Annotated in this window: 21 protein-coding genes and 2 pseudogenes; 16 read left to right on the forward strand and 7 right to left on the reverse strand. The window is 40.8% G+C overall.

Translation table 11 applies throughout. The features are described from left to right. Window positions 1–141: 141 nt before the first annotated feature. The 14 genes from mnmG (at window position 142) to glmU (ending at window position 13,060) form a co-directional block, all read left to right on the forward strand. Window positions 142–2,031, forward strand: a complete 1,890-nt coding sequence (gene mnmG / locus ACU5DF_RS18815) for a tRNA uridine-5-carboxymethylaminomethyl(34) synthesis enzyme MnmG (RefSeq protein ID WP_446713860.1) — start codon at window positions 142–144, stop codon at window positions 2,029–2,031. A 1-nt stretch (window position 2,032) separates the two neighbouring features. After that, complete coding sequence (gene rsmG, locus ACU5DF_RS18820) at window positions 2,033–2,662, forward strand: 16S rRNA (guanine(527)-N(7))-methyltransferase RsmG (protein ID WP_045103236.1); 630 nt, start codon at window positions 2,033–2,035, stop codon at window positions 2,660–2,662. 15 nt (window positions 2,663–2,677) lie between these two features. Beyond that, complete coding sequence (locus ACU5DF_RS18825) at window positions 2,678–3,475, forward strand: ParA family protein (protein ID WP_446713861.1); 798 nt, start codon at window positions 2,678–2,680, stop codon at window positions 3,473–3,475. Further along, complete coding sequence (locus tag ACU5DF_RS18830; protein WP_446714278.1) at window positions 3,468–4,358, forward strand: ParB/RepB/Spo0J family partition protein; 891 nt, start codon at window positions 3,468–3,470, stop codon at window positions 4,356–4,358. Before ACU5DF_RS18825 ends, ACU5DF_RS18830 begins: the two co-directional genes overlap by 8 nt. A 181-nt stretch (window positions 4,359–4,539) precedes the next feature. Then, entirely contained in the window at window positions 4,540–4,929 is a 390-nt protein-coding gene (locus ACU5DF_RS18835; protein WP_446713862.1) for a F0F1 ATP synthase subunit I, read from the forward strand. An 8-nt stretch (window positions 4,930–4,937) separates the two neighbouring features. Beyond that, window positions 4,938–5,735 carry a F0F1 ATP synthase subunit A gene (gene atpB / locus ACU5DF_RS18840; protein WP_446713863.1) on the forward strand — a complete coding sequence of 266 codons (798 nt, stop codon included), beginning with the start codon at window positions 4,938–4,940 and terminating at the stop codon, window positions 5,733–5,735. A gap of 45 nt (window positions 5,736–5,780) precedes the next feature. Next, window positions 5,781–6,038: a F0F1 ATP synthase subunit C gene (gene atpE, locus ACU5DF_RS18845; RefSeq protein WP_004411110.1), complete on the forward strand. Its 258-nt coding sequence runs from the start codon at window positions 5,781–5,783 to the stop codon at window positions 6,036–6,038. Between the two features lie 56 nt (window positions 6,039–6,094). Continuing rightward, complete coding sequence (atpF, locus tag ACU5DF_RS18850) at window positions 6,095–6,565, forward strand: F0F1 ATP synthase subunit B (protein WP_045103231.1); 471 nt, start codon at window positions 6,095–6,097, stop codon at window positions 6,563–6,565. A 17-nt stretch (window positions 6,566–6,582) separates the two neighbouring features. After that, entirely contained in the window at window positions 6,583–7,116 is a 534-nt protein-coding gene (gene atpH, locus ACU5DF_RS18855) for a F0F1 ATP synthase subunit delta (RefSeq protein WP_446713864.1), read from the forward strand. A 13-nt stretch (window positions 7,117–7,129) separates the two neighbouring features. After that, window positions 7,130–8,671, forward strand: coding sequence for a F0F1 ATP synthase subunit alpha (gene atpA / locus ACU5DF_RS18860; RefSeq protein ID WP_045103229.1), 1,542 nt, complete (start codon window positions 7,130–7,132; stop codon window positions 8,669–8,671). Between the two features lie 45 nt (window positions 8,672–8,716). Continuing rightward, the gene (gene atpG / locus ACU5DF_RS18865) at window positions 8,717–9,583 is read left to right on the forward strand and encodes a F0F1 ATP synthase subunit gamma (protein WP_045103228.1); all 867 of its coding nucleotides are present in this window, start codon (window positions 8,717–8,719) and stop codon (window positions 9,581–9,583) included. Between the two features lie 33 nt (window positions 9,584–9,616). Next, window positions 9,617–11,020: a F0F1 ATP synthase subunit beta gene (atpD, locus tag ACU5DF_RS18870; protein WP_045103227.1), complete on the forward strand. Its 1,404-nt coding sequence runs from the start codon at window positions 9,617–9,619 to the stop codon at window positions 11,018–11,020. Between the two features lie 18 nt (window positions 11,021–11,038). Next, entirely contained in the window at window positions 11,039–11,461 is a 423-nt protein-coding gene (locus ACU5DF_RS18875; RefSeq protein WP_045103226.1) for a F0F1 ATP synthase subunit epsilon, read from the forward strand. 237 nt (window positions 11,462–11,698) lie between these two features. After that, on the forward strand, window positions 11,699–13,060 hold the full coding sequence (gene glmU, locus ACU5DF_RS18880) for a bifunctional UDP-N-acetylglucosamine diphosphorylase/glucosamine-1-phosphate N-acetyltransferase GlmU (RefSeq protein WP_446713865.1): 1,362 nt from the start codon (window positions 11,699–11,701) through the stop codon (window positions 13,058–13,060). A 158-nt stretch (window positions 13,061–13,218) separates the two neighbouring features. On the opposite strand, the gene cspE is transcribed toward glmU, so the two are convergent. The 5 genes and pseudogenes from cspE to ilvG all read right to left on the reverse strand — a co-directional run bounded on the left by cspE (window position 13,219) and on the right by ilvG (window position 19,018). After that, window positions 13,219–13,428: a transcription antiterminator/RNA stability regulator CspE gene (gene cspE, locus ACU5DF_RS18885; protein ID WP_045103224.1), complete on the reverse strand. Its 210-nt coding sequence runs from the start codon at window positions 13,426–13,428 to the stop codon at window positions 13,219–13,221. Between the two features lie 276 nt (window positions 13,429–13,704). Beyond that, window positions 13,705–15,238: pseudogene (gene ilvA, locus ACU5DF_RS18890) on the reverse strand (threonine ammonia-lyase, biosynthetic). A 4-nt stretch (window positions 15,239–15,242) separates the two neighbouring features. Continuing rightward, entirely contained in the window at window positions 15,243–17,099 is a 1,857-nt protein-coding gene (ilvD, locus tag ACU5DF_RS18895) for a dihydroxy-acid dehydratase (RefSeq protein WP_446713866.1), read from the reverse strand. A 26-nt stretch (window positions 17,100–17,125) separates the two neighbouring features. Then, window positions 17,126–17,371, reverse strand: coding sequence for an acetolactate synthase 2 small subunit (gene ilvM / locus ACU5DF_RS18900; RefSeq protein WP_045103221.1), 246 nt, complete (start codon window positions 17,369–17,371; stop codon window positions 17,126–17,128). Next, window positions 17,371–19,018, reverse strand: a pseudogene (ilvG, locus tag ACU5DF_RS18905) (acetolactate synthase 2 catalytic subunit). The gene ilvM and the pseudogene ilvG overlap by 1 nt, the downstream one beginning before the upstream one ends. A 406-nt stretch (window positions 19,019–19,424) precedes the next feature. Here ilvG and ACU5DF_RS18910 point away from each other — a divergent pair. Beyond that, window positions 19,425–20,951, forward strand: coding sequence for a YifB family Mg chelatase-like AAA ATPase (locus tag ACU5DF_RS18910; protein WP_446713867.1), 1,527 nt, complete (start codon window positions 19,425–19,427; stop codon window positions 20,949–20,951). Between the two features lie 99 nt (window positions 20,952–21,050). Continuing rightward, window positions 21,051–21,908, forward strand: a complete 858-nt coding sequence (gene yihG, locus ACU5DF_RS18915) for a 1-acylglycerol-3-phosphate O-acyltransferase, YihG family (RefSeq protein ID WP_446713868.1) — start codon at window positions 21,051–21,053, stop codon at window positions 21,906–21,908. A 64-nt stretch (window positions 21,909–21,972) separates the two neighbouring features. Here the strand turns inward: yihG and ACU5DF_RS18920 are convergent, their stop codons facing one another. Together ACU5DF_RS18920 and ACU5DF_RS18925 are read right to left on the reverse strand one after the other, a co-directional pair. Beyond that, complete coding sequence (locus tag ACU5DF_RS18920; RefSeq protein WP_446714279.1) at window positions 21,973–22,572, reverse strand: thiol:disulfide interchange protein DsbA/DsbL; 600 nt, start codon at window positions 22,570–22,572, stop codon at window positions 21,973–21,975. Between the two features lie 44 nt (window positions 22,573–22,616). Next, a complete protein-coding gene (locus ACU5DF_RS18925; RefSeq protein WP_446713869.1) occupies window positions 22,617–23,600 on the reverse strand; it encodes a serine/threonine protein kinase in 984 nt (327 codons plus the stop codon). Window positions 23,601–23,638: the final 38 nt, after the last annotated feature.

Raw genomic sequence — 23,638 nt, forward strand, 5'->3', positions numbered from 1 at the left:
TAAAAGATCTTATATATATTAAGCGATCTTTCTTTTTTGAACTTCCTCACTTTTTCGTTTCTTTCCAAGCTAGAAAAAGGGTAAAATAGATCTCTTAAATTAAATTCTTCTCACTATTTTCATAACACCTAAGGTCTAATCATGTTTTACCAAGAAAACTTTGATGTCATTGTTATTGGCGGTGGTCATGCTGGTACTGAAGCAGCACTTGCTGCAGCTAGAACAGGACAAAAGACACTTCTACTCACTCATAACATTGATACATTAGGTCAGATGTCGTGTAACCCTGCAATTGGTGGGATCGGCAAAGGCCATTTGGTAAAAGAAGTGGATGCTTTAGGTGGATTAATGGCACAAGCCACTGATCATGCCGGTATTCAATTTAGAACACTAAATGCTTCTAAAGGCCCAGCAGTTCGAGCTACACGTGCTCAAGCAGATAGAGCGTTATACAAAGCGTTTGTTCGTTCAGTATTAGAAAACCAACCAAACTTAACTTTATTTCAGCAAGCAGTTGATGATCTGATCATTGAAAACGATAAAGTTATCGGGGCTGTTACTCAAATGGGCCTTAAATTCCGTGCTAAATCCGTTGTATTGACGGCTGGTACCTTTTTAGGGGGTCAGATACATATTGGCATGGAAAACTTCTCAGGAGGCCGTGCAGGAGATCCTTCTTCGATCACTCTTGCTCAACGTTTACGAGATCGTCCATTTAGGATCGATCGCCTAAAAACAGGCACTCCACCACGTATTGATGCTCGTACTGTAGATTTTTCAAATTTAGAAGCACAACCTGGTGACAACCCTACCCCTGTATTTTCATTTATGGGTAGTCGTGAGCAACAGCCAAAACAAATCAACTGTTTTATCACTCACACCAATGAAAAAACACATGATGTAATTCGTAAAAATCTTGATCGCAGCCCTATGTATGCTGGTGTTATCGAAGGTATTGGTCCTCGTTATTGCCCTTCAATTGAAGATAAAGTGATGCGCTTTGCTGACAAAGACAGCCACCAAATCTTTATTGAACCAGAAGGCTTAACGACTCACGAATTATACCCAAATGGTATTTCAACAAGTTTGCCATTTGATGTTCAATTGCAAATTGTTCGCTCAATGAAAGGGTTTGAAAATGCACACATCGTGCGTCCAGGTTACGCAATTGAGTATGATTTCTTTGATCCTCGTGATTTAAAATCGACTTATGAAACTAAATTTATTGAAGGTCTATTCTTTGCTGGCCAAATCAATGGCACAACCGGTTACGAAGAAGCCGCTGCTCAAGGTTTAATGGCTGGTCTTAATGCAAGTTTGTTTGCTCAAGGCAAAGAAGGCTGGAGCCCACGTCGTGATGAAGCGTACATGGGAGTATTAATTGATGATTTATCAACACTTGGTACTAAAGAACCATACCGTATGTTTACATCCCGTGCCGAATATCGTTTGTCTTTACGCGAAGATAATGCAGATCTACGTTTAACAGAGCAAGGCCGCGAACTTGGTTTAGTTGATGATGCTCGTTGGGCTCGATTTAATGAAAAAGTGGAAAATATTGAAAAAGAGCGTCAACGCTTAAAAGATATTTGGATCAACCCAAAATCAGAAAATATTGATCAAGTGAACTCGATCTTAAAAAGTCCGATCGTACGCGAAGCAAGCGGAGAAGATCTTCTTCGCCGTCCTGAAGTGACGTATTCAACATTGGTTTCACTTGAAAACTTTGCACCAGCAATTGAAGATTCTCAAGCGTCTGAACAAGTTGAAATCCAAGTAAAATATGCGGGTTATATTCAGCGCCAACGTGATGAAATTGAAAAATCATTACGCCATGAAAATACAAAACTGCCATTTAACTTGGAATACAGTAAAGTTAAAGGTCTTTCAAATGAAGTGGTTGCTAAATTGAGTGATGCAAAACCAGAAACACTCGGAGTAGCTTCTCGTATCTCAGGTATTACACCGGCTGCAATTTCTATTTTATTAGTTCATTTAAAGAAACACGGTTTATTAAAGAAAGGTGAGTAACGTGAGCGATTTATCTCAACAATTTGACCATTTAATTGCTCAAACAGAATTAAATGTTTCTGAATTGCAAAAAGAACAGCTACTTGGTTATGTAGCTCTACTTCATAAGTGGAATAAAGCGTATAACCTCACATCGGTAAGAAATCCGAGTGAAATGGTAATTAAGCATATTTTGGATAGCATTGTTGTTAGTCCTAATTTGCCTGGTGAACGTTTTATTGATGTCGGTACTGGACCAGGCTTACCTGGGATCCCATTAGCGATCATGAATCCTGAGAAATCATTTACTCTACTAGATAGCTTAGGTAAGAGAATTCGCTTTATTAAGCAAGTGATTCACGAATTAAAAATTACCAATGTAACACCAGTTCAGAGTCGTGTTGAAGAGTTTCAACCTGAAGAAAAATTTGATGCAGTCCTAAGTCGTGCATTTGCATCAATGACAGATATGGTAAATTGGTGTCATCATTTACCAAAAGAAGACGGTGTATTTTTAGCATTAAAAGGTATTTACTCTGAAGATGAAGCAAATGATCTTCCTGAGTGGTGTTCTGTTAAAAGTGTAACGACATTAATCGTACCGGAGTTAGAGGGTGAGCGACATTTAGTCACCTTAGCCGGACAGAAATAATGAAATGGGGTTAGTGTGGGAAAAGTTATCTCTATTGCGAACCAGAAAGGTGGTGTAGGCAAAACAACAACGGCGGTGAATCTTGCCGCTTCTATGGCTGCAACACATCGTAAAGTCTTACTAATAGACCTTGATGCTCAAGGTAATGCCACTATGGCAAGTGGTATAGACAAATACGATGTAGATGCGACGGCGTATGAGTTGTTGGTTGACGAAGTTCCTTTTGAGAAAGTCGTGATAGAAGAGACTTCTGGAGGCTATGATTTGATTGCAGCAAATGGCGATATTACCGCCGCTGAAATTAAATTAATGGAAGTATTTGCTCGTGAAATTCGCCTGCGAAATATGATTGCTTCGGTTCGTGGTAACTATGATTTCATCTTTATAGATTGCCCTCCTGCGCTAAATCTCCTTACAATTAACGCCATGGCTGCCTCAGATTCTGTATTAGTTCCTATGCAGTGTGAATATTATGCACTAGAGGGACTAACGGCTTTGATTGATACAATTGGTAAATTAGCCGCTGTAGTGAATGCTGATTTGAAGATTGAAGGTTTATTAAGAACCATGTTTGATCCTCGTAATCGCTTAGCAAATGATGTATCTGATCAACTAAAGAAACATTTTGGAGATAAAGTATATCGCACTGTTATTCCTCGAAATGTACGTTTAGCTGAAGCGCCAAGTCATGGTAAACCTGCAATGTATTATGATAAATACTCAAATGGTGCAAAAGCTTATTTAGCTCTTGCCGGAGAGATAATTCGCCGTGACGAAATGGAAAAAGAAAGGGAAACAGAAATTCATGGGTAACAAACGTGGTTTAGGCAAAGGGTTAGATGCCCTATTAGCGACAAGTTCGCATGCTCGTGAAAAAGAAACCGCTGCCGATCAAAGTGAAGCTATGTCTAAAGAGACTCAATTGATTGATGTAAGTATTCATCAGTTAAACCCGAGTCCATACCAACCTAGAAAAGCAATGGAAGAAGACTCTTTAGAAGAGTTGTCGGCTTCAATTCGTTCTCAAGGTATCATTCAACCTGTCGTTGTTCGTCAAATAGCAGAGCAACAATATGAGATTATTGCAGGTGAAAGACGTTTTCGTGCAGCTAAGAAAGCAGGCTTAAAATACGTTCCATGCGTTGTTAAATCGGTTGAAGATAAAGCGGTTATAGCCATGGCATTAATCGAAAATATTCAGCGTGAAGATTTGAATGTTATTGAAGAAGCACAAGCTTTAGAGCGTTTACAAAAAGAGTTTGAGCTTACTCATCAGCAAATATCAGATGTTATTGGTAAGTCTCGTACAACCGTTACTAACTTATTGCGCTTAAATGCGTTATCTAGTGAAGTTAAAGCTCTGGTTGAAAGTAAATCTCTAGAGATGGGCCATGCTCGCGCGCTTTTGGCATTAGAAAAAGATCCACAGATTGAACTTGCTAACCTTGTTATTAAGAAGAAGTTGACAGTTCGCCAAACAGAGCAGCACGTAAAAGCATTACTTTCACCAGAAAAAGAGAGTATATCTGTTAAGGAAGATCCTGAAATGACAGCAATGTCAGATAAGTTATCTTTAACATTAGGTTCTAAGGTTGTGATTAGCCGAAATTCATCCGGCAAAGGGAAGTTAACAATTAGCTTTGACGAGGCTCACAAATTAGAACAACTGATCGCAAAGCTAGAAAGCGAAGTGTGATATAAAACAGTGTTTCAAAGTAAAATCATATTTTACGTCGTAAAAGTTACTGCTTTGTTCTCATAAATGTAACTTTTTAATGCTATTTGATTGCATTCATATGGGTGCAACGTATAATTTTTGCAAAATCTTCGCCTTGTGTTGATTTATGTCAAGGCAAAGATGCTTTAAGGAAGAATACATGGTAGTTACGCTTGCTAAACCAGGGCGTTTGCTTGCAAAGCGATTGTTATTGATTCAGCTAAGTGTCACTACAGTTATGACAATAGGGATGAGCATAGCCGTTAGTGCTAGTTGGGGAATGTCAGCATTAGTTGGTGGTAGTATTTTTATTATTGCTAATTTAGTGTTTTCAAAATGTGCATTTATGTTCAGTGGGGCAAGAGCTGCTAAAATGGTTGCTGCTTTTTTCTATCTGGGTGAAGTGCTTAAAATTCTTATAACAATTGTTTTATTTTCTATTGTTTACGTGTATACAGAGGTGGAACTTGTTCCCCTCAAACTAACCTATTTGCTGGTACTGGGTAGTAATATCTTTGCACCAGTTTTCTTTATTAACAACAGGAAATAGGAAAAGTTATGTCTGCGTCAACGCCTACTGAATATATTAATCATCACCTGCAAAATCTCTCGTTAGGGAAATTAGGTATTGTTGATGAATTAAGTTTTTGGAATGTGCATATAGACAGTTTGTTTTTTTCTGTGCTAACAGGTGTGTTATTCCTTTGGGTATTTCGTTCTGTAGCTAAGAAATCAACGACTGGAGTACCAGGTAAATTACAGTGTTTCGTCGAAATGGTGGTTGAATTCGTTGATGGTAACGTAAAAGAGACTTTCCACGGCAGAAACCCTTTGGTTGCTCCACTAGCTTTAACCATATTTTGTTGGGTAATAATTATGAATGTCATGGATTTAGTTCCAATTGACTTCTTACCTTACCCTGCTGAACATTGGCTAGGTATCCCTTATCTTAAGGTGGTTCCTACTGCTGATGTAAACATTACTATGGCAATGGCTCTTGGTGTGTTTGCTTTAATGATTTACTACAGCATTAAAGTAAAAGGCCTAGGTGGTTTTGCAAAAGAATTGGCATTACACCCATTTAATCACTGGATTATGATTCCATTTAACCTACTTATTGAAGTTGTTTCGCTATTAGCTAAACCTCTTTCTCTAGGTATGCGTTTATTTGGTAACATGTTTGCTGGTGAAGTGGTATTTATCCTAATCGCTGCAATGTTACCTTGGTATTTACAATGGGTCGGTGCGTTACCTTGGGCTATTTTCCATATTTTGGTTATCTTAATCCAAGCATTTGTTTTCATGATGTTGACGATAGTTTATATGTCAATGGCTCATGAAGATGGCGATCATTAATTTAAATTTTTAATACAACTCTATCTATTCAATTGGAGAATATAAATGGAAACCGTTCTTAGTTTTTCAGCTATCGCAGTAGCTATTATTGTTGGTCTTTGTGCTGTAGGTACAGCAATTGGTTTTGCTATTCTTGGTGGTAAGTTTCTGGAAGGCGCAGCTCGTCAACCTGAAATGGCTCCAATGCTACAAGTTAAGATGTTCATCATCGCTGGTCTATTGGATGCGGTTCCAATGATCGGTATCGTAATCGCGCTACTATTCACATTTGCTAACCCATTTGTTGGTCAACTAGCAGGCTAATTTAGCCTTTTGCTAATTGAATTTTTGTAGCTGATTCTTAACGAGGGGTAGCTGTTGTGAATATGAACGCAACTCTGCTTGGTCAAGCAATCGCTTTTGCTATGTTTGTTTGGTTCTGCATGAAATATGTATGGCCACCAATCATGGAAGCGATCGAGGCACGTCAGAAGTTAATTGCTGACGGTTTATCTGCCGCTGAACGCGCAGCTAAAGACCTTAATTTGGCACAAGCCAATGCTTCTGATCAACTGAAAGAAGCAAAGCGCGCTGCAACTGAGATCATCGAACAAGCGAATAAGCGTAAAGGTCAAATTTTAGACGAAGCTCGTGAAGAAGCTCTGACAGAACGTCAGAAGATTCTTACACAAGGTGAAGCTGAACTTGAATCTGAACGCAAACGCGCTAGCGATGAACTGCGTAAACAAGTTGCAACTCTGGCTGTGATTGGTGCCGAGAAAATCTTGGAGCGTTCTATTGATGTAGAAGCGCAGAAAGATATTCTTGATAACATCACTGCGAAATTGTAAGTAAAAGGGGCCAAGATATGTCGACAATGACAACGATCGCACGCCCCTACGCGAAAGCAGCTTTTGACTTTGCGGTCGAAAAGAACGAATTGGACCAATGGGTTCAAATGCTAACTTTTTGTTCAGAAGTCGCAAGAAATGAAGACGTTGCTCAGTTGCTTGATGGTGCTGTTGCACCAGAAAAACTGTCAGAAATCTTTATTTCAATTTGTGGTGAACAATTGAACGAGTTTGGACAGAACCTGATTCATGTAATGGCTGAAAACGGCCGTTTGAAGGTTCTACCTGATGTGTTAGATCAATATATCTTTTTAAAACATGAGTTTGAAAAAATGATTGATGCTGAAGTTATTTCAGCAGTTGAGCTGACAGAACAGCAAAAAGCTGACATTAGTGCCAAACTTGAAGCTCGTTTAGAGCGTAAAGTGAAGCTGAATTGTAGCGTAGATGAGGCCCTACTAGCTGGGGTCATAATTCGAGCCGGAGACCTAGTCATTGATAACTCAGCACGTGGCCGTTTGAGCCGCCTGAGTGAAACATTGCAGTCTTGATGGGGAATGGAGCATGCAACTTAATTCCACGGAAATTAGCGATCTAATCAAACAACGTATTGAAAAATTCAACGTTGTAAGTGAAGCTCGCAACGAAGGTACAATCGTTTCGGTAAGCGACGGTATCATTCGTATCCACGGCCTTGCAGACGTTATGCAAGGCGAAATGATTGAATTACCGGGTGGCCGTTACGCGCTAGCACTTAACCTTGAGCGTGACTCAGTTGGTGCTGTTGTAATGGGCCCATATGCTAACCTACAGGAAGGCATGAAAGTAACAGGTACTGGTCGTATCCTTGAAGTACCAGTAGGCCCTGAAATGCTAGGTCGTGTTGTAAACACACTTGGTGAGCCAATTGATGGTAAAGGCCCTATTGATGCGAAACTAACTTCTCCAGTAGAAGTGATTGCACCTGGTGTAATCGATCGTAAATCAGTAGACCAACCTGTACAGACTGGCTATAAGTCAGTTGACTCAATGATCCCAATCGGCCGTGGTCAGCGTGAGCTAATCATCGGTGACCGTCAGACTGGTAAAACAGCTATGGCGATTGATGCGATCATTAATCAGAAAAATTCTGGTATTTTCTCTGTTTACGTTGCGATTGGCCAAAAGGCATCAACAATTGCTAACGTAGTACGCAAACTAGAAGAGCACGGCGCATTAGCTAATACTATTGTTGTTGTTGCTTCTGCTTCTGAATCTGCTGCGCTGCAATATCTTGCACCGTATTCAGGTTGTGCGATGGGTGAATACTTCCGTGACCGCGGTGAAGATGCTCTGATTGTTTATGATGATCTATCTAAGCAAGCTGTAGCTTATCGTCAGATTTCTCTACTACTGAAACGTCCACCGGGTCGTGAAGCGTATCCTGGCGATGTTTTCTATTTACACTCCCGTTTACTAGAGCGTGCTGCTCGTGTAAGCGAAGCGTATGTTGAGAATTTCACTAATGGTGAAGTGAAAGGTAAAACAGGTTCTTTAACTGCTCTACCTATCATCGAAACTCAAGCTGGTGACGTATCTGCATTCGTACCAACCAACGTAATCTCGATTACCGATGGTCAGATCTTCCTACAAACAGAACTGTTCACCGCTGGTGTTCGTCCTGCGGTAGATCCAGGTATCTCTGTATCTCGTGTAGGTGGTGCTGCGCAAACTAAGATCATTAAGAAACTGTCTGGTGGTATTCGTACTGCTCTTGCACAGTATCGTGAACTAGCAGCGTTTGCTCAGTTCTCATCTGATCTTGATGACGCGACTAAAAAGCAACTTGATCATGGTGAGAAAGTAACTGAGTTAATGAAACAAAAGCAGTACGCTCCAATGTCTGTTTTTGATCAAGCTCTAGTTATCTTTACAGCTGAGAAAGGTTATTTGAATGATGTTGAGCTTTCTAAGCTTGCTGATTTCGAAGAAGCATTGCTGTCGTATGCTCGTGGTCAATTTGCCGATCTAGCAACAGAGATCGACTCATCGGGTGCTTGGAATAAAGAAGTTGAAGCTCAGTTTGTTAAACTGGTTGAAGACTTTAAAGCAACCCAGACCTGGTAATTCGTTGGTGGCCTGTAATGGGTCACCCGAAAACGGAGAGTAACGATGGCCGGTGCGAAAGAAATTCGTAACAAGATCGGGAGTGTAAAAAGCACTCAAAAGATCACGAAAGCAATGGAAATGGTAGCCGCTTCTAAAATGCGTCGCTCGCAAGAGTCGATGGCAGCGTCTCGTCCATATGCTGAGACAATACGTAAAGTAATCGGTCATTTAGCGCTTGGTAGCCTTGAGTATCATCATCCATACCTTGAGGAGCGCGAAGCTAAGCGCGTTGGTTACATTATTATTTCTAGTGATCGTGGTTTGTGTGGTGGCTTAAACATTAACTTGTTTAAAAAAGTCATGGCAGAAATGAAAACATGGTCAGAAGATGGTGTTGAAATTGATTTAGCCGTTATCGGCTCTAAAGCAACAGCATTCTTTAATAGCTATGGCGGTAACGTTATTGCTCAAAACTCTGGTCTAGGTGATAAACCTAGCTTAGAAGAATTGATCGGTACTGTTGGTGTGATGCTTAAGAAATATGATGAAGGCCAGTTGGATCGCCTGTATGTAGTGAGCAATAAGTTCATTAATACAATGGTACAAGAGCCAACAATTGACCAATTACTTCCTTTGCCTAAATCTGAAGATGAAGCAATGAAACGCACTCATTCTTGGGACTATATTTATGAGCCTGAGCCTAAACCATTACTAGATGCTTTATTGATTCGATACGTTGAATCACAAGTCTATCAAGGTGTGGTTGAGAATTTAGCCTGCGAACACGTAGCGCGAATGATTGCGATGAAAGCGGCAACTGATAACGCTGGTGACATTATTGATGAACTGCAACTTGTGTATAACAAAGCCCGTCAAACGGCGATTACACAAGAGCTTTCTGAAATTGTTTCAGGCGCATCAGCGGTTTAAGCATAGGTATTTAAACAGTTTAGAGGATTAACGATGACTACAGGTAAGATCGTACAGATCATCGGTGCGGTAGTTGATGTAGAGTTCCCACAAGGTAGTGTACCTCGCGTATACGATGCTTTGAATGTTATTGAAGCAAAAGAACGTCTTGTTCTTGAAGTTCAACAACAAATCGGCGGTGGCGTTGTACGCGCAATCGTTATGGGTAGCTCAGATGGTTTACGTCGTGGTTTAACAGTAGAAAATACTGGTGCACCAATTACTGTTCCAGTAGGTACTAAAACCTTAGGTCGTATCATGAACGTTCTTGGGGACGCGATTGATGAGTGTGGCGAGATTGGTGCTGAAGAGCATTATTCAATTCACCGCGAAGCACCTAGCTATGAAGAGCAGTCTAACTCGACTGAACTTCTAGAAACGGGTGTTAAAGTAATCGACTTAATTTGTCCATTCGCTAAGGGTGGTAAAATCGGTCTATTCGGTGGTGCTGGTGTAGGTAAGACTGTCAACATGATGGAACTTATCAACAACATCGCACTACAACACTCTGGCCTATCTGTGTTTGCAGGTGTAGGTGAGCGTACTCGTGAAGGTAATGATTTCTACTTTGAAATGCAGGAAGCTGGTGTTGTAAACATCGAAAAACCTGAAGAATCAAAAGTAGCGATGGTTTACGGTCAAATGAATGAGCCACCAGGTAACCGTTTACGTGTTGCTTTGACTGGTCTAACAATGGCAGAGCGTTTCCGTGACGAAGGTCGTGACGTTTTACTATTCATTGATAACATCTATCGTTATACGCTAGCGGGAACTGAAGTATCAGCTCTACTAGGTCGTATGCCATCAGCAGTAGGTTACCAACCTACACTAGCTGAAGAGATGGGTGTTCTTCAGGAACGTATCACTTCAACTCGTAGTGGTTCTATCACTTCAGTTCAAGCGGTATATGTACCTGCGGATGACTTAACGGATCCATCTCCAGCAACAACGTTTGCTCACTTAGATGCGACAGTTGTACTTAACCGTAATATCGCATCAATGGGTTTATACCCTGCGATTGACCCGTTAGATTCAACATCTCGTCAACTTGATCCACTTGTTGTTGGTCAAGAGCACTATGATATCGCACGTAATGTACAATCTACATTACAGCGTTATAAAGAGCTAAAAGACATCATTGCTATCCTAGGTATGGACGAGCTATCTGAAGAAGATAAGCAAGTTGTATCTCGTGCCCGTAAGATTGAGAAGTTCTTAACTCAACCTTACCACGTAGCGGAAGTATTCACAGGCGACCCAGGTATTTACGTACCACTTAAAGACACATTAGCTGGCTTTAAAGGGTTATTAGCTGGTGATTACGATGACGTTCCTGAGCAAGCCTTCATGTACTGCGGTAAGATTGAAGAAGCGCTTGAGAATGCGAAGAAGCTATAAGGCTGATTAGGAGGCGATATGGCAGCAATGACCTTTCACCTGGACGTTGTAAGTGCTGAGAAAAAATTATTCTCAGGACTTGTTGAAACGATGCAGGTGAGCGGAAGCGAAGGTGAACTTGGTATTTTCCATGGTCACGCACCGCTGCTGACCGCTATCACGCCTGGTATGGTGCGTATTGTTAAACAACACGGTCACGAAGAGTACATTTATGTCTCTGGTGGCATGGTTGAGGTTCAACCTGGTTCGGCAACTGTTTTGGCAGATACCGGAATCCGTGGTGAAGACCTAGACGCAGCTAAGGCAGAAGAAGCTAAACGCAAGGCTGAGGAAAATATTAAGAATCAGCATGGCGACATTAACTTCGCTCAAGCGGCCAGTGATTTGGCTAAAGCGATCGCACAGCTTCGAGTTATCGAGCTGACAAAACGTTCGCGTTAATCAAGCACCATTAGAAAGAAGGCGACCTATTTAGGTCGCCTTTTCTTTTTAAAGGCTTACAACTTTGATGTGTTTCTTACCTACTTAAATGCTTTTTAGCATATAATATCAATCCAAATATTCATCCCATTAGCAACTGTTCATTAGATAAATGATATAAGTTGATAATGGATTTAGTATTTAATTATTCAATAAAGCTAGTAAGTTAAGCTAGCGTATAAATGAAATAGGCTTTTTATGAACTTTAGTGCAGTAATTTTGGCGGCGGGTAAAGGCACTCGTATGTACTCAAACAAACCTAAAGTACTTCACACTTTAGCTGGTAAGCCAATGGCTAAACATGTGATCGATACGTGTGAGGGACTTGGTGCTCAAAATATCCACCTGGTTTATGGTCATGGTGGTGATCAAATGCAGGCTGAGCTGTCTCAAGAGAATGTTCATTGGGTTCTTCAAGAAAAGCAATTAGGTACCGGTCATGCGGTTAACCAAGCTGCACCAGAATTTGCTGATGATGAGAAAGTTTTAGTCCTTTATGGGGACGTACCTTTGATCAGTGCTGAAACAGTAGAAAATCTATTAGATGCTCAGCCAACAGGTGGTATTGCATTATTAACTGTTGTGCTAGATAACCCTATGGGTTATGGCCGTATTATTCGTCGTAATGGCCCTGTAATTGCGATTGTAGAGCAGAAAGATGCAACGGAAGAGCAAAAGCTTATTAAAGAAATTAACACTGGTGTAATGGTTGCTACAGGCGGCGATTTAAAGCGTTGGTTATCTGCTCTTAAGAATGAAAATGCTCAAGGTGAATACTATTTAACAGATATCATTGCAGCAGCACACAGTGAAGGTCGCGCAGTAGAAGCGGTTCACCCTGTAAGCCCTATTGAAGTTGAAGGGGTTAATGATCGTGCCCAGCTTGCTCGTTTAGAAAGAGCTTATCAATTTGCTCAAGCAACAAAATTATTAGAACAAGGAGTCATGCTTCGAGATCCGAACCGCTTCGATCTTAGAGGATCATTACAGTGCGGTATGGATATTGAAATCGACGTAAATGTGATTATTGAGGGTAATGTAACTCTTGGTGATAACGTAATGATTGGTGCGGGTTGTGTTCTTAAAGATTGTGAAATTGATGACAATACGATTATTCGTCCATATAGCGTTATTGAAGGCGCTACGGTTGGTGAAGAGTGTACGGTTGGCCCATTTACTCGTCTACGTCCAGGTGCAGAGCTGTGTAATGATGCGCATGTTGGTAACTTTGTTGAAGTGAAGAATGCTCGTCTAGGTGAGGGTTCTAAAGCAAACCATTTAACGTATCTTGGTGATGCTGAGATTGGTAAGCGTGTAAATGTTGGTGCTGGTGTAATTACGTGTAATTACGATGGTGCAAATAAGTTTAAGACAGTAATTGGTGATGATGTGTTTGTTGGCTCTGATTGTCAGCTTATTGCTCCAATTACGATAGCGAATGGCGCGACTGTAGGAGCTGGTTCTACAGTAACTAAAGATGTGGCTGAAAATGAACTTTACATTAGTCGAGCTAAAGATCGTCGTATTGCTAATTGGCAACGTCCAACAAAAAATAGTTAATATATAAATACTTATACCTATTTTATCGGTATTTGGTCATAAAAAAAGAAGCGATAACTGCTTCTTTTTTTGTATCTGAAATCTAATACCAATTAAATGACAGATAAAAAAAATGCCGACCGAAGTCAGCATTTAAAAATTTTATTCGAAAATTCGAATTAAGCTGGAGTAACGTCTGCAGCTTGTGGGCCTTTTTGACCTTGTTCAACTGTGAAAGTTACCGCTTGGCCTTCTTTCAGAGTTTTGAAACCTTCAGTTGCGATAGCACGGAAGTGAACGAATACGTCAGCGCCGCCGTTATCTTGAGTAATGAAACCGAAACCTTTCTCTTCGTTAAACCACTTAACGATACCAGTTGTTTTAGACATAATATATCCTAATTTTTTTAATTAAATAATTCGCATAATGCGAAGTTGTAGCCATAAAGAATTATTTATTGAGGTAAAACATATGTATAAAAAGCTTCAAGCATAACTGGTAAAGCAGTATAACGAAGGTTTCAAAATCATAATATTACAGATAAATAGGTCTGTTTACAGGCCAGACAAAATAATAGCACTTTTTAACCGATTGTATAGCATAATTTTAAAATTGAATGAAAATAAGGCTAAAAATGAATTAGCCTTACTTGATACTATGTGTGTTCAAGATAAAAAGAATTGATAGGCAGGATTTGTTGTTTCGTCAGTCCATTGATAGCCTAATTCTGCAAGATGTTTTGAGAAATCAACAAGATCAGAATCATCCAATTCAAAACCACATAACACTCGACCATAATCGGCACCATGGTTACGATAATTGAATAAACTGATATTCCAATGAGTGCCTAAAGTGCTTAGAAATTTAACTAATGCACCAGGGTACTCAGGAAATTCGAAGCTATATAAACGCTCTTTCAATGGTTTAGAGGGTTTTCCTCCAATCATATAACGAATATGGAGTTTAGCCATTTCATTATCAGAAAGGTCAACGACTGGATAATCACCTTGCTGTAAGTCGTTGATAATACCGTCAAGCTCTTCTTGCCCTTCCTGTAGGCGTACCCCGACAAAAATATTGGCTAGTTTGTCATCGTTATAGCGATAGTTAAACTCAGTAACAGCTCGCCCTCCAATAAGGTTACAGAACTCGAAGAATGCCCCTTGACGTTCAGGGATGGTGACTGCTAACAGACCTTCTCTTTTTTCACCGAGTTCGCAACGTTCTGAAACATAACGTAAACCATGGAAATTGGTGTTTGCACCAGAAAGAACAGTGCCAAGTTGTTTATCTTGTAGTTGGTTTTGATCTGCGAATTTTTTTAGTCCAGCTAACGCTAATGCGCCTGAAGGTTCAGCTATTGCACGCGTGTCTTCAAAGATATCTTTGACAGCAGCGCAAATCTCATCGCTAGAAACGGTAATATGTCCATCAATGTACTGTTGGCATAAACGGAATGTTTCATCTCCAATGCGCTTTACGGCAACGCCATCAGCAAACATACTTACTTGATTAAGTACGACTGGCTCGCCAACGTCTAATGCAGCTTTTAAGCAGGCAGAGTCTCCAGGTTCTACAGCGATAATTTTTATTTCAGGCATTAGTTGTTTAATTAGAACAGCAACCCCTGCGGCTAAGCCACCACCACCAACAGGAACAAAAATATAATCTAAATGCCCATTTTGTTGTAGCATTTCCATTCCAATTGTTCCTTGACCTGCAATCACTAATGGGTGGTCAAAAGGAGGAACAAATGTATAACCGTGAAGTTCTGCTAATCGCTCTGCTTCTGACTTTGGCTTCGTCAAAGTTACTGCCATGAAGTACAACATTACCGCCAAACCCTTTCACAGCTTCTACTTTGATATCAGGCGTGGTTCGTGGCATGACTATGGTGGTTTGAATACCAAGTTTAGTGCCAGATAGAGCCATTCCTTGCGCGTGATTTCCGGCTGAGGCTGCGATAACGCCTGCTTTCTTTTGCTCTTCAGTCAGGCTTGAAACCATATTGTAAGCGCCGCGAAGCTTAAATGAGTGAACAGGTTGACGATCTTCTCGTTTTAATTGAACTCGGTTTTTAAGTCGCTCAGATAAACGAGGCATATCTTGAAGTGGCGTTACTGTTGCCACATCATAAACAGGTGCTCGTAAGATCTGACGCAGGTACTCTGCGCCAGTTTGATAAGAAGGTGTTGTCATAAATTTATCCTTCTAACTTAGATCTATCACGTACCGCGCCTTTATCTGCACTCGTCGCCATCATTGCATAGGCTTTTAGTGCAAAAGAGACTTCACGTTGACGATTAACAGGCTTCCAACCTAACTTATCTTGCTCTGCACGACGCTCGCTTAATTCAGCTTCTGGTACATCAAGAGTGATAGAACGGCTTGGAATATCAATAGTGATAATATCCCCTGTTTTGACTAATCCAATAGTGCCACCACTTGCGGCTTCTGGAGAAGCGTGACCGATAGAAAGACCTGAAGTACCACCAGAGAAACGGCCATCAGTAAGAAGAGCACACGCTTTACCAAGTCCCATTGATTTTAGGTAAGTGGTTGGGTATAGCATTTCTTGCATACCCGGGCCACCTTTAGGGCCTTCGTAGCGAATAACAACCACATTCCCTGCTTTTACTTGCCCGCCTAAAATACCTTCTACTGCGGTATCTTGGCTTTCAAATACAATCGCAGGACCTTGGAATTTAAGGTTACCTTCATCAACACCAGCTGTTTTTACAATACAGCCGTCAACTGCGATATTACCCGAAAGAACCGCTAGACCACCTTCTTGGCTAAAGGCATTTTCTTTTGTTCTGATACAGCCATTTTCACGGTCATCATCAAGACGATCCCAGCGACAATCTTGTGAAAATGCTTTTGTGGTTCGAATACCTGCAGGACCGGCACGGAAGAATTTAAGCACGGCTTCATCTTCAGTTTGCATGATGTCGTATTGAGCTAACTGCTCTTTCATCGTTAGGCCAAGTACTGTATTGGTATCACTATTAAGTAGATTTGCTCGATCTAGCTCACCAAGGATAGCCATTACACCACCGGCACGGTGAACGTCTTCCATGTGATATTTAGGTGTTGAAGGTGCTACTTTACATAGATGAGGTACTCGACGAGACATCTCATCAATATCATCCATATCAAAATCGATTTCGCCTTCTTGAGCGGATGCTATTAGGTGAAGAACCGTATTACTTGAACCACCCATTGCAATATCAAGTGCCATGGCATTTTCAAATGCGGCTTTGTTGGCAATATTACGTGGTAGTGCTGAGTCATCACCTTGCTCGTAATAGCGTTTTGTTAGAGTCACGATGCGTTTACCTGCATTGATAAACAGCTCTTCACGATCGGCGTGAGTAGCAAGCATTGAGCCATTACCCGGTTGAGATAGCCCTAATGCTTCGGTTAAACAGTTCATTGAGTTAGCAGTAAACATACCAGAACATGAACCACAGGTTGGACACGCAGAACGTTCTACTTGCTCACTTTGCTCATCTGAAATCGTTGGATCGGCGCCTTGGATCATCGCATCAACAAGATCAAGCTTGATGATTTGATCTGAAAGCTTAGTCTTACCTGCTTCCATTGGGCCACCAGAAACAAAGATCACCGGAATATTAAGACGCATTGCTGCCATCATCATTCCAGGAGTTATTTTGTCACAGTTAGAAATACACACCATCGCATCTGCACAGTGAGCGTTAACCATGTATTCAACTGAGTCGGCAATAAGTTCACGTGATGGCAGAGAATAAAGCATACCGCCGTGACCCATTGCAATACCATCATCAACCGCAATGGTATTAAATTCTTTCGCGATACCGCCGGCTTTTTCAATTTCACCAGCAACCAATTGTCCCATGTCTTTTAGGTGAACATGACCAGGAACAAATTGGGTAAATGAGTTAACCACTGCAATGATTGGTTTACCAAAATCTTCTTCTTTTACGCCTGTTGCGCGCCATAGTGCACGAGCTCCAGCCATATTACGACCATGAGTGGTGGTGGCTGAACGGTATCTGTTTTTAGGTGATGTAGGCATTGTCATTAATCCTTTAAATTTTTATCTTATGCGCGATTCAATGTAGAGACATGAACTGCGGTAATATCCCAAAGTTTTTCAATTTGATTAGTCAGAAGACTGATTGGACGATCACTTTCGACGATAATCTCAACCGCAGCGATACCACTTGCTTGGTTTTGAGTCGCCAATACTTGCTTAATCGCAAAGCCTCGGTGACGAATAACACGCAATACGCGCTCCAGTAATACTGGCTTATCTGTTGCTTCAATTTCTAAAATATAACGTTGCATTATTCCCCCTCCACCATGTCTTGATTTGCGGCGCCTGGTGGTACAAGCGGCCATACATTTTCTTCTTCAGAGATCAACACGTGTAATAGATAAGCGGTTTCGCTTTCAAGCATCTCTTTTAATGCAGGTTCCACTTCTTCTTTGGTTGTAATCGTTTTTCCGGGGATCCCAAATGCTGCAGCGAGAGCTACAAAGTCTGGATTATCATCTAAAATGGTTTCACTGTGGCGGCCGTCAAAAAACAGAGATTGCCATTGGCGAACCATACCTAAACGTTGGTTATTAAGTAGCACCATTTTTACTGGAATTTGTTTACGTTTAATAGTACCTAGTTCCTGAACGTTCATCATGAATGAACCATCACCAGAGATAAGAATTGATTGGTCATAAGGACGAGCGACCTTAGCACCTATTGCGGCTGGTAAACCAAAGCCCATAGTACCAAGACCAGCTGAGGTTAAATAATTCTCAGGCGCTCGAGGTTGAATGTGTTGAGCTGACCACATTTGGTGTTGGCCTACATCGGTAGCTACAATCGAGCTATCTGGCATCATGTCTGATAACTGTTTTAATAGCAGTGGAGCATAGATAAGCTCTCCAGGATGGTCGTAACGCCATTTAAATTCGCTACGTAAGGCGGTCACATTCTCTAGCCAAGGCGTGAGATCTTGAGAGGTACTAAGTTGCGGTAAGATAACATTGATATCGCCACGTAGTGTTGAATGTGCATGGCGAAGCTTATTAAATTCAGCAGCATCAATGTCAATATGAATGACTTTGGCGTGTGGTGCGAAGCTTTCTAATTTACCCGTTACTCGGTCATCGAAACGTGCGCCAACCACAATTAATAGGTCAGAGTCTTGCACAATAAGGTTGGCAGCTTTAGTACCGTGCATTCCGACCATACCTAGGTAATGAGGATCATGACGTTCAATCGAACCTAGACCTTTTAAGGTACTTACCTGACGGCATAGGGTTTCGTTGTAAAAATTCACGAACTGAATCAGTAGCATGGGCTAATTGAACGCCACCACCGACATATAATACGGGTTTATTACTGGCTTTTAGAATGGCTTCTGCCGCTTCTATACTTTCAGGTGAAACAGTAGGAATTGCAGGCGGTTCAAAATGAGGGAGTACAGTAACAGGAGCTTCTGCTACCTGAACATCTTTAGCTATATCGATTAAAACAGGACCTGGACGACCTGTTTTTGCGACTTCAAAGGCCTCTGCAATTACAGGGGCTAAGTCATCAATATCGGTAACAAGGTAACTGTGTTTAGTACAAGAGAGAGACATACCAATCACATCCATTTCTTGGAAGGCATCAGTACCAATTAAATGGCTAGCAACCTGACCTGTGATAGCAACAAGAGGGATAGAATCAAGCATGGCATCAGCAAGACCTGTTATAAGGTTAGTTGCTCCTGGTCCCGAAGTAGCAAGACAGACTGCTACATCTTTTGTTGCTCTTGCCATCCCAATAGCAGCCATTGCAGCCCCTTGTTCATGGCGACATAAAATGTGTTCGACACCACCATCATACAAGGCATCATAGATCGGCATTATTGCCCCACCAGGATAACCAAAGACTGTTTTAATTCCTTCGTCTCTTAAGGCTTTTACTACTAATTGTGAGCCATTCATACCCTTTCGCTCCCTGCGTGAGTGGTTGTCTTTTTATTCTTGCACATCATGTGCTCCCATTTTCTTCCTGAATTCATAAAAAAGCCCCCTTGCTGATGTGCTTGGGGGCTTTAAGTGTGCGTTGCTATTGCGACTTTTTGCTCACTCATCCCCGCGCGGTGACCAAAATCACCACGAGAATGTTAATAATTAGAATATTTAGTTGAGCAAGCAAGGTCATTTCATCTGTCCGTAAACGTGTTTTTTATGATAATTCGTTACATTAACTTAGTGGTAACACAGACATGGCTCTCATGACAAGAAAAAATTCTCATTTAATTCACAATTCCTATTCATTTAGCGCTTATATATAACAAATCAATAAAAAGCGTAGAAATACTAGGCTTATCAATAAATGGGTAGGGAAATGGGATTAGCTATCATACATAGCAGGGCTTGTGTTGGTGTTGAAGCACCTCCTGTCACCGTTGAAGTGCATATTAGTAATGGAATGCCAGGATTCAGTTTAGTTGGCTTGCCGGAAACTACAGTAAAAGAAGCAAAAGATAGAGTAAGAAGTGCCATTATTAATGCTAATTTTGAATTTCCATCAAAGCGGATCACAGTGAATCTAGCTCCGGCGGATTTACCTAAAGAGGGAGGCCGTTTTGATCTACCAATCGCTCTTGGTATTTTGGCTGCGTCTGATCAGGTCCCTGAAATAAAATTGGCAGGACACGAATTTGTGGGAGAGCTTGCTCTTTCTGGAGAGTTACGTCGAGTGAAAGGCGTGTTACCCGCAGCATTAGCCTCATTGAAGTCTAATAGATGCTTAGTGGTGCCTGATGAAAATGGCGATCAAGCGGCATTAGTAGGCAAAGATATTCATAAATCTGCACCTCACTTGTTGTCGGTGTGTGGTTTTTTATGTGGTCAGCAGCAATTGGGATTATTAACCTCTGAAAAAATCGAACAAGAAGTCGAGGGTATGGATCGAGACTTACAAGATATTATTGGTCAGCAACAAGGTAAGCGTGCGTTAGAAATTGCAGCGGCTGGTGGGCACAATTTATTGTACCTAGGTCCACCAGGAACAGGAAAGACTATGTTAGCTTCTCGTATGAGTGACTTATTACCTAAAATGACGAGCGATGAAGCGCTTGAAACCGCGGCAGTTGCCTCATTAACCCATCAGCATATAGATGAATCTAATTGGCGTTCTCGCCCTTTTCGCTCCCCTCATCACTCTAGCTCTATGGCTGCATTAGTGGGTGGTGGTTCGATACCTAGACCCGGAGAGATTTCTCTTGCTCATAATGGCATTCTTTTTTTAGATGAGATGCCGGAGTTTGAAAGAAAGGTGCTTGATTCACTGCGTGAGCCATTAGAGTCTGGAGAGATTGTCATTTCTCGAGCAGCAAGTAAAACTCGATTCCCTGCCCGTTTTCAATTGGTTGGAGCATTAAATCCAAGTCCTACTGGATATTACGAAGGCAATAACACGAGAACCAATCCTCAATTAATTCTGCGATATTTAAGCCGTATTTCAGGGCCATTACTCGATCGATTTGATATGTCTTTAGAGATCCCTTTACTGCCTAAAGGCACTTTAACGGAAGGGGGAGATCGAGGTGAATCTACTCAAGAAGTAAAAGAAAGAGTCTTACTAGCGCGTTCACGAATGCTAGAAAGAAATGGCAAAATTAATGCATTATTAGGCAGCAGAGAAATAGATAAGTATTGTCCGTTAGCTAAAGAAGATGCCGCTTTCTTAGAGAATACACTCCATCAATTAGGTCTTTCTATTCGGGCTTATCATCGGATCATTAAGGTTGCGAGAACCATTGCAGATTTGAACGGTGAAGATAAGATCCTACGTATTCATCTAGCGGAAGCTGTGGGTTATAGGGCTATGGATCGCCTCTTAAAGCAATTAACCGCTCAAGCGATTTAGTGCCTTTTTATCTAGACGGAAATAAAGTTTCTTAACAAAAAAAAGTAAGGCTTGTTATTATATGGACAATTTTTACCCTGTTAACGAATGAAGACCCTTATGTTTGTGAATATCCGACTGGTTGCTAGCGTTTTGCTTGTGATGCTCAATACGGCATTGACCTCTTTAATTATCAGTTTTTTTGCTGTAATTAAGCTTATTTTCCCTTTTTCGGTGGTAAAAAAGATCACCGTTTCAATGGCAAATAAAACATTATGGGGCTGGGCGACAATAAATCTTCGTATGTTGAATTTGAATAATAATATCGAATGGGTCATTGAAGGCGGAGAGGATCTTTCTCAAGATAATTGGTACTTACTTCTTTCTAATCACGTAAGCTGGGCTGATATTGTTATTTTATCTTCGGTAATGAAAGATAAAATACCGATGACGAAGTTCTTTTTGAAGTATGAGCTACTTTTCGTTCCTTTTGTCGGTTTGGCGTGTTGGGGAGCTGATATGCCATTTATGCGCCGAGACCCAGATCGTCGAGATGATGATTTTAAAGCGATTCAAAAATCGTGTGAAAACTTTCGAGCAGTACCAACGACAGTGGTTAATTTCGTTGAAGGAACACGTGCAACACCTGAAAAACTAAAAGAAGCTCGCACACCCTATCAACACCTGTTTAAACCAAAAATTGGTGGTATCGCTTTTACGCTATCTGCGATGGGTGAATTGTTTGATGGTATTGTTGATGTGACTCTTGCGTATCCAGAGAATCAAGATTCGCCGTTTATTGATATGTTGCAAGGTAAATTAACCAAGGTAGTGGTGCGTATTAATCTTTATCCAAATGATGAGAAGGTGAATGGCGATTACTTTGGTGATAAAGCTTTTAAGCGTGGCTTTCATAAATGGGTAAATGATTTGTGGAAAGAGAAAGATGAGTATCTGCAAGGTGTATTAAAGAAGTGATATAAAAAGGGAGCGAATTATCGCTCCCTTTTAGTTTCTATTACTTTTAAAACGAGACTGTTTATTACTTCTTCAATAACCAGTTAACCAGCTCGTAGTACTCTTCTGCACTTTTAATTTTACCGGTTTCAACAAGGTATTTGTTGTTAACAATAAGAGCAGGAACGCCTGTTAGGCCGCTATCTTGAAACGCTTTATCAAAACGGTTAACCATAGAGTTAATGGCAAAACTATTGTAAGTACCATCAAACTCATCAGCGTTAACGCCTTCATCAAGGAAGATTTGACGAATTTCTTGCTCATTACGTGGTGGCTTGTTCATGGTATGAATACGATTGAAAAAAACAGGAACCAGTTTATCTTCAACACCAAGAGAAACCATCGTAGCGTAAGCTTTACTCATTGATAGGCCCATTTTGCCACCCATGAAAGATACGTGTGTTTTCTTAAAAGTTGCATTATCTGGTAGTGTTTTCTTTAAGCCCTGAATTAGAGGTTCAAAGCTATTACAATGTGGGCAGTAGAAAGAGAAGAACTCATTTACTGTCGGTGTTTTTGATTCAGGAAGGTCGAGTACTTTGTAGTAGTCACCTTCAGTAAAGTTTGCTGCGTTTACAGAAAAACTTAGAACTAAAGCACCAAATAGTGCCATCATTTTCTTCATCATGTGTAACTCTCTCCAATCCATTTGTGTTTGTTTTATTGTTATTACCATTGAGGCATTAATTCTAAAGGTGCTTCGTTTAAAGCGGCTATTTGTTCTTTAAACCCAAGCACTTGGCTTTCCCAGTATTTTGCGTCAGCAAACCACGGGAATGCAATAGGAAACGCAGGGTCTTGCCAACGTTTTGCTAGCCATGCCATGTAGTGTACCATTCGTAGACCACGTAATGGCTCAATTAGTTTCAGTTGATTGTGGTCAAAATCGCAATATTCAGAATAAGCTTCAACCAGAATATCTAATTGAACCAATTTATCTTGACGGTCACCATTTAAAAGCATCCAGATATCTTGAGCAGCAGGGCCGTTTCTCGCGTCATCTAAATCCACGAATAATGGCCCATCACGCCATAAAATATTACTTGGATGACAATCGCCATGTAAGCGAATTGCTTTACTTGGTTGCCAATGTTGCTCAATTTTTCCAATCAACATATCAAGATCAGAGAAAAAGCTATTCTCTAAATAAGATGGAATGAATGAACTGTTTTCTAATAATTTTTTTGGTTGGTATAAGTATTCATCAAGTCCGATAGTTGGGCGATGAGTAAATAACTCAGACTCTCCTACCTTATGTATTCTACCTAAGTAGCGCCCTACCCATTCAAGTTGATCTAAATTATCTACTTCAAATGTACGGCCACCTAAACTGTCAAATAAAGCAAACCAATAGCCTTTAGCAAAGTGAAGTGTTTTGCCATTTATTTCTATTGGTGCCGCAACTGGTATATCTTGTTGTACAAGCTGTTTAGCAAATAAGTGTTCTTCTAAAATTTGAGCCTCGGACCAACGCTGAGGGCGATAGAATTTTACAACATAGCGGCGCTTTTCTTCGTCACTGAATTGATAAACACGGTTCTCATAACTATTTAGCGCTAGAAAGCCAGACTCCGCTCTTACGCCTATCTCAGCAAGGGCATGCCACAATAAGTCAGGGGTAAGCGTACTGAAGTTAAAGGCGTATTCAGACATAATGTTTTCTCAAATAAAAAGGGCTCATTATGAGCCCT

Source organism: Aliivibrio wodanis (assembly GCF_052920805.1).